At 40.9% G+C, this 13,913-nt stretch carries 13 protein-coding genes; 12 read left to right on the top strand and 1 reads right to left on the bottom strand.

Annotated elements, in window-relative coordinates:
- Positions 1 to 169: 169 nt before the first annotated feature.
- Entirely contained in the window at positions 170 to 1,069 is a 900-nt protein-coding gene (locus ISG33_RS09020) for a LysR family transcriptional regulator (protein ID WP_195733276.1), read from the bottom strand.
- A 102-nt stretch (positions 1,070 to 1,171) separates the two neighbouring features.
- Here ISG33_RS09020 and ISG33_RS09025 point away from each other — a divergent pair, with 102 nt between their 5' ends.
- The 12 genes from ISG33_RS09025 to ISG33_RS09080 all read left to right on the top strand — a co-directional run bounded on the left by ISG33_RS09025 (position 1,172) and on the right by ISG33_RS09080 (position 13,886).
- Positions 1,172 to 1,780, top strand: a complete 609-nt coding sequence (locus ISG33_RS09025; protein WP_195733277.1) for an NAD(P)H-dependent oxidoreductase — start codon at positions 1,172 to 1,174, stop codon at positions 1,778 to 1,780.
- Between the two features lies 1 nt (position 1,781).
- Entirely contained in the window at positions 1,782 to 3,632 is a 1,851-nt protein-coding gene (locus ISG33_RS09030; protein WP_195733278.1) for a monovalent cation:proton antiporter-2 (CPA2) family protein, read from the top strand.
- A 321-nt stretch (positions 3,633 to 3,953) separates the two neighbouring features.
- Positions 3,954 to 4,733, top strand: coding sequence for a CmcJ/NvfI family oxidoreductase (locus ISG33_RS09035; RefSeq protein WP_195733279.1), 780 nt, complete (start codon positions 3,954 to 3,956; stop codon positions 4,731 to 4,733).
- 44 nt (positions 4,734 to 4,777) lie between these two features.
- Complete coding sequence (locus tag ISG33_RS09040; RefSeq protein WP_195733755.1) at positions 4,778 to 5,623, top strand: enoyl-CoA hydratase/isomerase family protein; 846 nt, start codon at positions 4,778 to 4,780, stop codon at positions 5,621 to 5,623.
- 14 nt (positions 5,624 to 5,637) lie between these two features.
- A complete protein-coding gene (locus ISG33_RS09045; RefSeq protein WP_195733280.1) occupies positions 5,638 to 6,549 on the top strand; it encodes a 2OG-Fe(II) oxygenase family protein in 912 nt (303 codons plus the stop codon).
- A 34-nt stretch (positions 6,550 to 6,583) separates the two neighbouring features.
- Entirely contained in the window at positions 6,584 to 6,826 is a 243-nt protein-coding gene (locus tag ISG33_RS09050) for an HP1242/YdcH family protein (protein ID WP_195733281.1), read from the top strand.
- 38 nt (positions 6,827 to 6,864) lie between these two features.
- A complete protein-coding gene (lpdA, locus tag ISG33_RS09055; RefSeq protein ID WP_195733282.1) occupies positions 6,865 to 8,280 on the top strand; it encodes a dihydrolipoyl dehydrogenase in 1,416 nt (471 codons plus the stop codon).
- Between the two features lie 34 nt (positions 8,281 to 8,314).
- The gene (locus tag ISG33_RS09060; RefSeq protein WP_195733283.1) at positions 8,315 to 9,127 is read left to right on the top strand and encodes a DUF4437 domain-containing protein; all 813 of its coding nucleotides are present in this window, start codon (positions 8,315 to 8,317) and stop codon (positions 9,125 to 9,127) included.
- A gap of 267 nt (positions 9,128 to 9,394) precedes the next feature.
- Entirely contained in the window at positions 9,395 to 10,381 is a 987-nt protein-coding gene (locus tag ISG33_RS09065; protein WP_195733284.1) for a zinc-dependent alcohol dehydrogenase family protein, read from the top strand.
- A gap of 37 nt (positions 10,382 to 10,418) precedes the next feature.
- The gene (locus ISG33_RS09070) at positions 10,419 to 11,234 is read left to right on the top strand and encodes an SDR family NAD(P)-dependent oxidoreductase (protein ID WP_195733285.1); all 816 of its coding nucleotides are present in this window, start codon (positions 10,419 to 10,421) and stop codon (positions 11,232 to 11,234) included.
- Positions 11,235 to 11,683: 449 nt separating this feature from the next.
- Positions 11,684 to 13,018, top strand: coding sequence for a mechanosensitive ion channel family protein (locus tag ISG33_RS09075; protein ID WP_195733286.1), 1,335 nt, complete (start codon positions 11,684 to 11,686; stop codon positions 13,016 to 13,018).
- Between the two features lie 154 nt (positions 13,019 to 13,172).
- On the top strand, positions 13,173 to 13,886 hold the full coding sequence (locus tag ISG33_RS09080) for a helix-turn-helix domain-containing protein (RefSeq protein ID WP_195733287.1): 714 nt from the start codon (positions 13,173 to 13,175) through the stop codon (positions 13,884 to 13,886).
- The last annotated feature ends 27 nt before the right edge of the window (positions 13,887 to 13,913 follow it).

Consider the following 13,913-nt stretch of genomic DNA (forward strand, 5'->3'; position numbering starts at 1 on the left):
CGGAGTGACAATAAAGTTAGCTAAATTGATATCGTTTAATTGGAATTGTTAATGGTTTTTATACTTACCGAAAAAGAGAAATATTACATAGAACATGCATGCAGCACAGAAAAGAAGAGCAATAATATTTTTGGCACAGCTGACTACCTAGTGAAAGCTTGGAGGCCTATTACCTATTTATATCGGCAAGTTTGTCGACGAGAAAATCAATAAAAACCCGAACTTTGGGTGTAATCACATTTGATTTAGGGTAAACTAACCAAACAGCAGCATTGTCTTCAACAAAATAATCTGGTAGCACTCGCGCTAAGGTTCCCTCAGCAATTTCAGTATTTACATTCCATAGGGAACTCATACAAATGCCGACACCAGCCAATGCAGCTCTGCGAATGGTTGCTCCGTCGTCACATACAATACTATGCTTTGCCTTATTTGGAGGGAAGGTACAATCTCGCTGCGCAGTTTTGCACTTTAATTTTCGAGGTTTTGAATTAATAAACAATATCAGCTGATGATTATCCAAGTCTTCGGGTGTCAATATTGAAGAGTGTTTGCTTAAATAGTCAGGAGATGCGCATAGAATTCGAGTATCTTGAAATAATCGCCGCCCTATTAGGCTGCTGTCTTCAACCGCAGAGTTTCTTAACGCTAGATCAAACCCGCCGTCGATTAGATTCACCTGTGTATCAGATAACTTTAATTCCAAATTGACATCAGGATACATATCTAAAAATTCGGGCAATATAGGTGCTATGTAGCGCTCAGCAAAGGTGCTAGAGGCTGCAAATCTTAATGTTCCACTTACTTTGGGATTTCTTCGCCCCAGAGCCGCCAATGAAGCTTCTTCTTGCGCAATCATTTCTTGCGCAAACGGCAAGAACTCTGCCCCCTCAATTGACAAGGTTACCTTGCGAGTTGAGCGGTGGAATAAGTCTGCCCCCAATTCGAGTTCCAATTTGGCTAAGCGAGCACTTGCAACTGCGGGGCTGAAACCTAGACGGCTTCCTGCCGCGCCAATGTTCAATAGTTCTGCGGCCAATACAAAAAGTTTAATACTTTTAGTATCCATCAATTATCTCTTAAAACTAAATACTGATTATAAATATACCTCATTTATATAATTTATCAAAAATATTATGGTGAGGTATCAATATTTTATCGAGCCCATTAAATGAAAAAAGTCTTAATTAATTTTGCACACCCAGTTAAATCACGTTCCAAGATCAATAAGGCACTATGTGATGCTGTTAAAGGCATAGAGGGAGTAACATTAAACGATCTGTATGCTAACTATCCCGACTTTATGATTGATACAGAACGAGAGCAACGCCTGTGTGAAGAGCACGACATTATCATTTTTCAGCATCCGCTTTATTGGTATTCCACGCCAGCAATAGTCAAAGAATGGTTTGACTTGGTATTAGAGCACGGTTGGGCATATGGCTCTATGGGAAAAGCACTTCACGGTAAATTATTTTTCCAATGCATATCAACCGGTGCAGATTCCTCATCGTATCAGCCAGCAGGTTATAACGAATATACCCTCAAACAGCTTCTTGCTCCTGTAAAAGCGACAGCCAAACTATGTGGCCTAGTTTGGCTTCCTCCTTTCGCTATCACAGGGGTACACCAAGGTCTTTCAGCTGACAAAATAGAAAACCATGTTAACAGATACAAACATACCATTATTACTCTGCGAGACTCCTTAGTCGATGTACATGAGCTCTCTCAACAAGATGAACTTAATGTTCTTCCAACTAAAAAAGAAGGAGCAAAATAAAATGGAATCTTTTTTACTGCAATTCTTCATTTTTCTCGCGGCAGCAGCGGTTTCGGTTCCTATTGCGAAAAAGCTAGGTTTGGGCTCAGTGCTTGGATATTTGGTTGCTGGTATTGTGATTGGCCCATTTGGAGGTTCACTAATTCATGATGTGGAAGATATAATGCATTTTACTGAATTTGGTGTCGTAATGATGTTGTTTTTAGTTGGCTTAGAATTAAAACCATCGTTGTTATGGAAGCTAAAGACTCCTATTTTAGGTATTGGAGGCTCTCAAGTACTGCTAACTAGCGTATTTATCACCTTAGTCAGTATTATATTTTTGCCGTGGCAACAGGCTATAGCCGTTGGTTTGATTTTGTCGCTATCATCAACCGCAATCGTCTTACAGACACTCCAAGAAAAAGGCAAAATGAAAACAGAGGCTGGCCAGTCAGTTTTTGCGGTCCTTCTCTTTCAAGATCTAGCTGTAATTCCGATGTTAGCAATTATTCCTTTGCTTGCGACTTTATCAATTGCCGCAAGCGGTCAGCACGACTCCGTTTTATTTGATATCAGCCATTTACCCGCTTACTTGCAATTTGTTGTCACTATCGGCGCGATAGCAGCTGTGCTTTTGTTAGGAAAATTTGCTTCTCAACCGGTGTTTCGAATAATTGCAAGAACGGGTGTTAGAGAAGTGTTTGTTGCAGCCGCTTTGTCGCTTGTCATTGGCACTTCATTATTAATGATGATGGTTGGATTATCCCCTGCTTTGGGTGCTTTTCTTGCAGGTGTCGTGCTGGCTGATAGCGAGTTTAGACATGAGCTTGAAAGTGATATTGAGCCTTTTAAAGGCCTTTTACTTGGAATTTTCTTCATTTCGATTGGTGCAAGTTTAAACTTTACACTTATCGGCGATAACATGGCCTTAGTTCTTGGCTTGGCAGCTGGGTTAATAGCAATTAAGTGGGTCATTTTAATAGCAATTAGCTTTGTTTTTCGTATCGGTAAAAAAGATCGAGGTTTGTTTGCAATTGCTTTGGCTCAGGGGGGAGAGTTCGCATTCGTGCTGTTCCAAGTAACGAAGAGTTCGGGGGTACTGCCCGTATCAGTTATTGAGCCTCTGATATCTGCGGTTGCTATCTCGATGTTTATGGCGCCAGTCATGTTTGTCGTTCATGAAAAACTAAGTAAGAAGAATGTTGAGATAAACCATGATAGTAAAGATGATGAGATTTCAAATCATGAACACAGAGTCATTTTAGCTGGTTTCGGCCGTTTAGGTACTGATATTGGGCGTTTTCTGCTGTCAGCAGGTATCAAACCGGTCATTCTGGATCATGACTCATACAATGTAGAAGTACTTCGAAAATTAGGTTTCGAAGTGTACTACGGAGACGCAACAAGGCTTGATTTGTTAGCAGCTGCTGGTGCGTCACAAGCTGATATGTTAATTGTGAGTTTTGCAGATACGGATGCTACCAAAAAATTGGTAGAGCTTGCCAACAAACACTACCCGCACTTGGAAATAGTGGTAAGTGCAAGGGACAGAGAAGCCACCTTTGAATTGATGGATCTTGGCGTTAGTAATATCTACAAAGAAACATTTGGTAGCGCTATTGCAATGGGCCAAACAGTAATGACTAACCTAGGAGTTGATCCATATGAGGTGCATCGACTGAAGCATATTTTTAGTAAAAAAGAAGCACAAATGCTACCCGAGTTACATCAAGAACGAGCGCAAGAAGAGAAATATGTTTCGGCTTACAAAAGGCATCACGAAGAGTTAGAAATTTTGATGAACGAAAAAAACAATAAAAATCTAATTGAACTAGATAAAGCTTGGACAGCAAAAAATCCGGAGCAATAGCAAAACAAGTCCGCAGAGAGCCGCCCTTGGCTCTCTGCGCCTGCAATTCTGTCTCACATATACACTACAGCTAGCTATCAACTTTTCAATAAATAGACTGAGCATTACGGTTTGTAAGACGATCATTTAGTTTCTTTCATAAATCCGATCACAAAATAGCAATATGAGATAGGTTCAAACACCTTAGACATTATATAAAAAAACTAAATACTAATTATTCAAACTGCTTATTTATAAAAAATTTCATAAGTATTATTGTTTATGCATTCCAACGAGTGCAGCGATAGTGTACTTCGATATGAGTTTTTGAAAGAGGCATGTATGAACCTAATTGCATCAGTAAATTATCACGTTAATAAAAACCAAATTCAGTCTTTTCAGTTCGATGTAGATGGTATTCAGGGCAAGCTTATTTCGCCAGAACTACAAGAAACTCAAGTGCAAGTACGAGATATTAGAAACACTAAAGCTGAGTTCTCTATTGATGTAGACGGACTCGTATTTTTGAATGCCAAATCAGAAGTAAACGACTTCAACAAACCAGGTTGGAAGAAAACTTATGATAGCGAAATAAGTCAGCTACTAGAGAAAAGCATCGGCGCACAAGACGTGCTTGTATTTGACCATACTGTAAGAATTGATGACTCAGAAGCGATTCGCAAGCCCGCTAGAAATGTGCACAACGATTATAGTGAAAAAGCTGCTTATGAACGTTTGAGTGATTTGGTCGGAGCGCATCAGGCTTTGAAATATAAAGATGGAGAATTTGCTTTCGTCAACATTTGGCGTCCTATCGAAGAAACCATAAAAACCTCCCCACTTGGTTTTATAAAACCCTCCAGCGTTAATATAAATGATTGGGTGGATATCGAGCTAATCTATCCCGACCGAAAAGGGCAAATTTTAGGCCTCGTCAACAATCCGAAACACGAGTGGTTTTATTTATCAGACATGACTCCTGAAGAAGTCATTGTTTTTAATATATTTAACAGCAAAGGCAAGCCTCACCTCGCTCACAGCGCACTTGATGTAGTTGGTCAATCAAAGGCTAGTGCGCCAAGGAAAAGCATAGAAACAAGAACCCTAGTGCGCTATGCCTAGCATCGATCAAGCATCACAAGATATTACTAAAAAAGGAAATAATGATGAAATATGAAAACTTCTGTACCTTCACCACAAAGCAAGCTTCTGGGATATTGACTGTTACCTTCGACTTTGGCGAAACCAATGTTCAAGGGCAAGAAATGCTTGCTGATTTAAACAGTTTGGCAATGCGTCTTGAAAGGGATCGTGACACAAAAGTAGTGGTGTTCCAATCTGCCAATCCTGAAATATGGGTTTGTCACTATGATACTGAGCTATTGAAAGATATGTCTACAGAAGCCGTTTCGCGAGACGAAGCAACGTTGTTAGATTTACAGTCTGTTTGTGAACGTTTGAGCAAAGTTCCTCAAGCGACTATCGCTAAATTAGAAGGTTTTGCACGCGGTGGTGGTCATGAATTAGCCCTAGCGTTGGACATGCGTTTTGCTGCCAGAGGTAAATACAAGTTGATGCAAATGGAAGTTGCAATGGGCATTCTTCCTTGTGGTGGAGGGGCTTCTAGAATGGCTCGTCAAACGGGCCTTGGTAAAGCACTTGAAATAATCCTAAGTGCACGCGATTTTGATGCTGATGAAGCAGAGAAATTCGGCACAATCAACAAAGCATTAGCACCAGACGAAATTGGTAAATATGTTGATAACCTCGCAAACAGAATTGCTAAATGGCCTGCCGAATCGATTAATGCTTGCAAGCAAATGGTTTATGAATCAATTGATAAACCAATAGGTGAAGCGTTAAAAGCCGAAGCTTATTGGCTTTACCAAGCAACAAGCAAAACGCCAGCCGTAAAGCGCTTTGCAATCGCCGACGAGCAACGCCTCGAGCACGATATGGAAACGCAGCGCAACTGGAATGACGTTGTTATTAACGTTCAAGACATAAATTAAGTAAGGATGTTGTCATGACAGTAAATTATCTGAAACAAGCACAAGAACTTGCGCTACCGTCACGAGAAGAGATGCTGCTGCGTTCGTCATCAGTTGAACAGTTTTGGTCAAGTAATAGTAAATTGTTGGAGTTAGCTTGGGCAGAGTGGGACGAGCAACAAAGCATGGATTTAGTCGCTTTAGGTAACGAACTGCTAGACGAGCGTTTGATGGTTGCAGTGCAGAATGCTTGGAGAAATCCTAATACAGAACAGAGAGTTAGAGCTTTATGGGAAGAGGTTACTCCAAATGTATATACATGCCAGTTTTTTAACCCTGAAAAGCTAACATTATTACGTAATTTTTTGGAGAGTGCTTGGGATGCAAAGATACCAATGCGCCCTCCCTATGGAATTGTGTTGAATAGAGGGGGCGCTATGCTTGACCCTAGATCCTCGGGTTACCTTGCCGCTCCCTCTTTTCAGACATTCTATAGAACATTAATAGACTTATACATGAGACCTATTGCCAGAATGTTGTTCCCCGAAATTATGGGCTATGACTCGCAAAGCTTTGGCTTTTCAATTAAGTACCAGCCTACCACTGATACATCGATTAGGCCTCATACTGATGCGTCGTCGGTGACTTTAAACATTAACCTGAATTTACCTGATGAAAGTTTCACAGGGTCATCAGTGGACTTTTTTGATACTAGTACAAAAGAGACAAAGTCACTTATGTTTGCTCCAGGCAGCGCAATGATACATCGTGGTTCAGTACCTCATACAGCGTTGCCAATTACCAGTGGTGAGCGCACAAACTTTGTGCTTTGGCTATTTGGTGAGCGAGGCAGTGTAGCAAGGGGTTTGAAATCTGATGCAAGGGTTGATGCTTCGGCACGCTGGATACTGGAAAGGCCAAAGCAAGATAACTTTGCACCATTCTAATTAACGTACAAACAACGAGATAAGGAAAATTGAAATGTTAGGTGAAAATCATTCATTAATTAACGAGTTTCCATCACTTTCTACCAAAATAGAAGCGTTAAACAAAAGTGATGAATTATTCAAAGCTAAAGCGGCTCAATATGATGCATTAGATGCAGAGATCCGTAGTTTAGAGTTACAAAACTCACCAGCCGATGACGCTACTATGCATGAACTTAAGCAGCAACGAGCCAAACTCAAGGACGATTTATATCAATGCTTGCTAAGGGTTGACTAGTAAGTAATGTTGCGCCGAAAAATACTAGGAGAAAAACGATGAGCATTGTTCAAACTCAAGTGCTAGTTTTAGGTTCTGGGCCCGGTGGATATTCTGCCGCATTTAGAGCTGCAGATTTAGGATTAGAAGTTTTGTTGGTTGAAAAGTATCAAGACCTTGGTGGTGTTTGTTTGAATGTTGGTTGTATTCCTTCTAAAGCATTATTGCACACCGCTAAACTCATTGATGATGCAGGGAAATCGAGTGAGCATGGCTTAACATTTGCAAAACCGGAAATTGACCTTACCAAGATAAATACCTGGAAACAGTCCGTCGTATCCAAGTTGACTAGCGGTGTAGCAGGGATGGCAAAAGGCAGAAAAGTCGAAGTCATCAACGGCGATGGGCAATTTGTATCGCCAACTTCATTGAAAGTGAGCAATGATGATAGTGTCACGCTTATCAATTTCGAATATGCCATTATTGCTGCAGGGTCATCGGTAGTCGAATTGCCATTCATGCCTTATGAAGATAACAGAGTCATGAATTCGACATCTGCATTGGAGTTAAATGATATTCCAGAAAGCTTGCTTGTACTTGGTGGTGGAATAATAGGCTTGGAAATGGCCACTGTATATAGTTCTCTTGGGTCGGAGGTGACCGTTGTTGAATTTGCCGATCAGTTAATACCGGCCGCTGACGCCGATTTGGTGACGATTTACAGCAAATACAATAGGCAAAAGTTTAAGCTGATGTTGTCTACCAAAGTAACTGGCGTTACGAGTAAAAAAAGTGGTTTAGAAGTTGTCTTTGAAGGAATGAGCGCGCCAACAAAGCCAATTACCTATAACAAAATATTAGTTGCAGTCGGTCGGAAGCCAAATGGTGCGTTGTTAAACGCAGAATCGGCAGGCTTTAAAGTTGATGACAAAGGCTTTATTGAAGTTGACCACCAAATGCGTACAAACCTTGAACATATTTTTGCCGTCGGTGATATTGTCGGCCAGCCTATGTTAGCGCATAAATCGGTCCATCAGGGGCATGTTGCTGCAGAAGTAATTGCGGGCAAAAATCACACATTCGATCCACGTTGTATCCCATCTGTTGCTTATACCGACCCTGAACTTGCCTGGGTTGGCGTGACTGAAAAGGAAGCCAAAGCGTCTGATATAAATTATCAAGTTGCTAACTTCCCTTGGATAGCTTCGGGTCGTGCTATCGCCTCAAGCAGGTCTGAGGGAAAAACTAAATTAATCACCGACAGCACAACTGGGCGGGTAATTGGCGGCGGCATTGTCGGACTAAACGCTGGTGAGTTATTGGGAGAAATATCTCTTGCTATAGAAATGGGCGCGACTGCAGAAGACATTGCCCTAACTATACATGCGCACCCAACCCTGAATGAATCAGTGGGCATGAGTGCAGAGATTATAGAGGGTACGATCACTGACTTACCTCCTCAAATGAACCGTTAAACTTATTGAATTAAATTTGAAAAAGGAACCTACTATGAGGAATTTAGTTTATACGTACACTTTGATCACGATATTATTCTCAGCCTCGACCTTGGCGGATAACAAAACGGTAAAAGTCATTGAGTCGAATGAAGTAGAGTGGGGTCACTTAAATCCGCTAAGAGGAGAGTTAAGTCCCGGCGCCGCAAACCTGTGGGGAAATAGAGCTGAGGATTCTGCAACAGGAATGCTAGTTCGGTTCAATAATGGGTTTCAATCTCCTCCTCACATTCACAATATTTCATACCGCGGCATTGTGATTGAAGGTCAATTGCATAACGATGATCCAAAAGCTGAAAAAATGTGGTTGCCCACAGGGTCTTTTTGGACGCAGCCTGCGGGGCAAAACCATATTACAGCGGCAAATAGTGAGACTAACCTGATCTACCTAGAAATTGACTCTGGTCCTTATTTAGTTAAGCCATCAAGCGAGAAATTTGATAACGGGGAACATCCCATAAACCTCCACATTGACAATCTCGTTTGGATGGAACACAAACAATTAGGTTTCATTGATGCTGAAGGTGTAAGGACTGCTTTTGTTTGGGGGGAACCTTCTAAATTGTCTGGATCAATGCTCAAAATTCCTAGCGGCTTTAAAGGAGCTATAAAAACAGAAGCAAGCGAATTTAGATCAGTGATTATTACTGGAGTAGTCAATTACAGCGACGGCGAGCAAAACAAAACGACACTAAATGCAGGTAGCTATATCGAGTCTTCTGGACTAAACACTCACGTTATCGAAAATAAAAGTAATAAAGAAGCTATTATCTATTTACGAACTGACGGCCCCTATCGAGTATATTAGCTGGAAGTAACTTCCCGTCCCAATGTATATAAAAACTAAAGCTAACTTTGGCACTAACCGTAAGTTAAAAGATAATCATTGAGCGGAAATGAGTGCAGAGATGATAGAGGGCACAATCATTGATTTACCTCCTCAAATGAAACAGTAAGCTCAAGCTCTATTATCAAATAAATCTAAAAAGTAATTCAATTATTTGGTTGGTTATCAAACGTAAAGATAAGAGATAACATACATCCAATCAAAAAAGCAGGTTTACGGGAGCATTTCATGAAAGCGATGATAGTAAAGAATTTTGGCTCAGCAGATGTATTTGAAGTTGCTGAGCTTGCAAAGCCGAGCGTTAAAGAAGGCCATATATTGGTCAAAATTATGGCCTCTAGTGTAAACACCGTCGATACAATGATTCGGCAAATGGGCCCTGACTTACCTCTTTCGCCAGCAGCACCTGCAATTTTGGGAATGGATTTCGCTGGTATCGTTGAAGAAGTCGGTGACAATGTTGATGTATTCCAAGTTGGTGACGAAGTCTATGGTTGTGCTGGAGGTTTAACTGATTTGCCCGGTACACTAGCGGAGTATATTGTTGCTGATGCAAATCTAGTTGCAAAGAAGCCTAAGAATTTGACCATGAGAGCAAGCGCTGCATTACCATTAGTGGCGATCACTGCTTATGAAGGTCTCAAAAGAGCTGCGGTTAGCAAAGGTCAGAAAGTACTTGTGCATGGCGGTTCTGGAGGTGTTGGGCACATTGCTGTGCAGTTGGCAAAGCATTTTGGTGCGGATGTTTATTCAACCGGGGGAGGTGAAAAACAACTTTCGCTTATTGAAAAACTGGGCGCAACTCCTATCAATTATGTTAATGAATCAGTCGCGGATTATGTCACTAAATACACCAATAATATTGGCTTTGATGTCGTTTTTGATTCAGTAGGCGGTCAAAATATGTTGAATTCATTTGATGCTGCAAAATTAAATGGTCAAGTGGCTTCAACGGTATCCCTCGTAGAAATTGATTTGTCTACAGCGCACTTTAAAGGTTTGTCTTTACATGTTGTCTTTATGCTTATTCCAATGCTTCACAATGTAAATCGGGAGATTCATGGAGCAATTCTAGAAGAAATTGCGAAGATAGTTGAAGCGGGTGAACTTATGCCAGTACTAGATGAAAGCGATTTTACACTTGAAGACGTGGCTAAGGCACATCAAAGACTAGAGAGTGGAAAAGCTATGGGTAAAGTGGTTATTAGTCATTAGTATTCTATTTGAAAACATCAACACCGAAGGACAACACATGAAAACGATCTTAATTACGGGCGCAACAGATGGAATCGGATTTGAAACCGCCAAGCTATTTGCTGCCCATGATCATCAGTTGATATTGCATGGTCGTAGCCAAGAGAAGATGAACGCAACGCTACAAAAAATACATAATGCATTCCCAGATGTAAAAATTGAGGGCGTTTTGGCTGATTTGTCTAAGTTTGGTGATGTTGCTTCATTGCTAAACATCGTTAATGCAAAATACAGTAGCATTGACGTAATTGTTAATAATGCTGGGGTTTTGAAGTTACCGAACCCAATTACTGAGAATGGCTTAGATGCCCGTTTTGTTGTCAACACGATAGCGCCAATTATTATTACAAGAGGCTTGTTACCGATTTTGTCAGAACAAGGCCGAATTGTTAACTTATCCTCTGCGGCACAATCACCTGTGCAAAATGATGCAATTACTGGAAAGCTACCACTGGGCGACGATATGCAAGCTTACGCACAGAGCAAACTAGCATTGACGATGTGGGTTAGAGCTACAACAAACGCTTTCGGTTCATCACAGGTGAATGTAGCCGTGAACCCAGGTTCATTGTTGGCTTCTAAAATGGTCAAAGAAGGTTTTGGCGTTGCTGGCAATGATCTGAGTATTGGCGCACAAGTGCTATTTGATGCTGCACTATCGAATAAATTTAGAGATGCCTCAGGAAAGTACTTTGACAATGACATTGGAGCTTTTTCAGAACCTCATCCGTTTGCATTAATACAAAGGAACTGTGATGAACTAATGGTTGCCATAGAGAAGGTTATAAACGAATATTTCACAACTCCTGCTTAAAACAAATTGTGAAACAATGATACAAATTCGATAATGAGAAATGCAATAGTTTCGAGTCAATTGTTTATATAATTCGAACCAAGAATAAGGACACTGTTCGAGGCTATTGCAATCACAAAAGAGTAATCGAGTTCTTATTTATCTGTGATTAATAAATATGATTTGAATCGCAAGGCAATTATACAGAATGTGTTACAGGCTCCATTAGTTCTAATTTATGAAACTAACACCATACTTCTTTTAACACTACTCAAATAACTAGTAAACCATATCGTTCTACTCATTTTTTTGTTAGTAAAGAGTGTATGCTAGAATTTTTGCAATTACTTTATTGTTACAAATCTAAGTTTTACACCAACTTTATTGTCACTTCCCAAAGCGTAAAGCTATGCGCCCATGATGGTCGTGGCGACTCAGTTGTCGCTGAAAACTAACAAATGAGCTGAAAAATGAATATTGAATCTTTACAAACTGACTTTGATGAACTCATACAAACCGCGATGGTGTCTCTTAGTAGCGGATTAACCTACTTACAACTCGCTGTGATCTTCGTTATTTATGCATCCGCTTATGGGCTTTCATTTAAACTAAGACATAGTATTGGCGTTACGCACAATGCGCCGGTTGAAGCAGCTCATGCAACAACGAAGTTGCTGTATCGCTTGGGAGATATGATTTTCCCGGTGTTAGCAATATCGCTGCTAAAAATATCGACTCTGGTCGGCGAAAGTCTGCAATTCTCCCCTTGGCTTATTCAAACGGCGTTCACCATTGCAATTTTGATATTCGTCAATTCGCTCATAACGGCATTTGTAACTAAGAAAAACCTTGCGCGAGCTTTCCGATGGGTTTTGTTACCCATATTATTTTTACACTTAATTGATGTGCTACCATTTATTGTCGCCGTACTTGAGAGTATGTCGATAGAGCTTGGTAATTTAAGTATTTCGGCATACGGAGTGGCTAGGGTTGTTATTTTTGGCGGCTTTTTATTCTGGTTGGGGCGAGAGTCCAATGCCTTCGGTAAAGCCGTGATAAAGAACCAAAAGAGCTTGGATGTACCAACAAAAGAGGTATTTACCAAGTTATTTGAAGTAGGTTTGTTTTGCATCGTTGTGCTGCTGCTAATGAACATTATGGGCATCAACCTGACTACCTTTGCCGTATTTGGTGGCGCCTTAGGCGTAGGTATCGGTCTAGGCCTTCAAACCATCGCTTCAAACTTCATCTCGGGTATTATTATTTTACTCGATAAGTCACTCACAGTCGGCGATTTTGTTGAGCTTGACGACGGCCAAAAGGGCTTCGTTCGAGAATTTAGAATGCGTTATGCCGTGCTTGAAACTTATGACGGCAAAGACATCCTGGTTCCGAATGAAAAATTCATCTCATCTTTGCTGACTAACTGGACTCATAAAGATCCCAAGCAACGTTATCGTGTGGATTTTTCAGTTCCCTACGCGACCGATATTCGCCAAATGGTTGAGTTCATCAAAGTGGCTGTCGCAGAGCATCCACAAGTGATCAGCGGTGAAGATGTACCCTTTGAAGAACGCCCCGACTGCGAGATTGACAGTTTTGGTGATTCTGGGGTGAATATGTTTGTGGAATTTTGGATGTTAGGTATTGATGATGGTAAAAATCGCGTGGGCGGCGACTTAATGCTCATCATTTTTGAAACACTGAGAGCCAACGGCATAGAGATCCCATTCCCGCAAAGAGAAGTTAGAATTTTAAACGAAGATACAAATGCGACTTCGATGAGTAGAGAAGCGGATAAGTGACTTCTCTTAATTACACAATTTCCCTAGGCAGCTATTTATTGCTCTCAATATGGTGCTTATTCTTGAAAAGGTGGGATTATTCACCCTTATTCAACTAGAATTCTTAGCATGACTTAACAAGAATAGCGTCGTGTATTTAGCTTTGGAGAGCAGTATGAAATTTGGTGATTACCTTCGCACTTGTCGAGAAGAAAAAAATTGGACTCAACCAGAGGCCGCCGCAAAAATTGAAATAGAGCAGTCTTACTTGTCGAAACTGGAAACGGGGAAGTCGTTTCCATCAGAAGATATTTTTGAGCGGCTTGTCGATATTTATAAAATAGATTTAGATAGCTTCTACGCCAAGATTCATAATGATGAGTTGGAAAAACTCAAGAGTTTGAAGCAGGTGAGAAGTGCCATATTAAGGCAAAATAACCAACAGAAAAAAGATGAGCGTATTTGGTTGATTTGTGGCTTGGTTATGTTAATTGTTGGCGGTGCCTCCCTTGGTCATGCACTTATTCCTCCACAAGCTACAACAGAAAATCTTTATCGTTCGCAGGGTGAATTAAATCCCGACGAAGCGCTTGATACTTTTAGTGTTCTGAAAATGCGCCCTCCTGCAGAAGTGCAAGGCATAGACAATTCAGAACAAAGAGCACGACAAAAAGAGCTACTAAAGCGTATCCATCAATTAGAAGAAAGAACTTATGATGACCGAGGGGACGCTTACGTGAAAAAAACACTGGCTGGGCGCCGCTATTACGAGAGAGTAAGTAGTCGTACGGTAATGCGCTATTCTGGCCACAAGTGGTTCTTGATCCCTGCATGTGCGTTTTTGCTGGGCGCGCTTGGCAGTTTTTACATCAGTCGCCGATGGAAGTAGCATAAAACTAGTTTAGGGTTGTTTTTG

This window comes from Marinibium conchae, assembly GCF_015595035.1.
Lineage (GTDB): Bacteria > Pseudomonadota > Gammaproteobacteria > Enterobacterales > Alteromonadaceae > Glaciecola.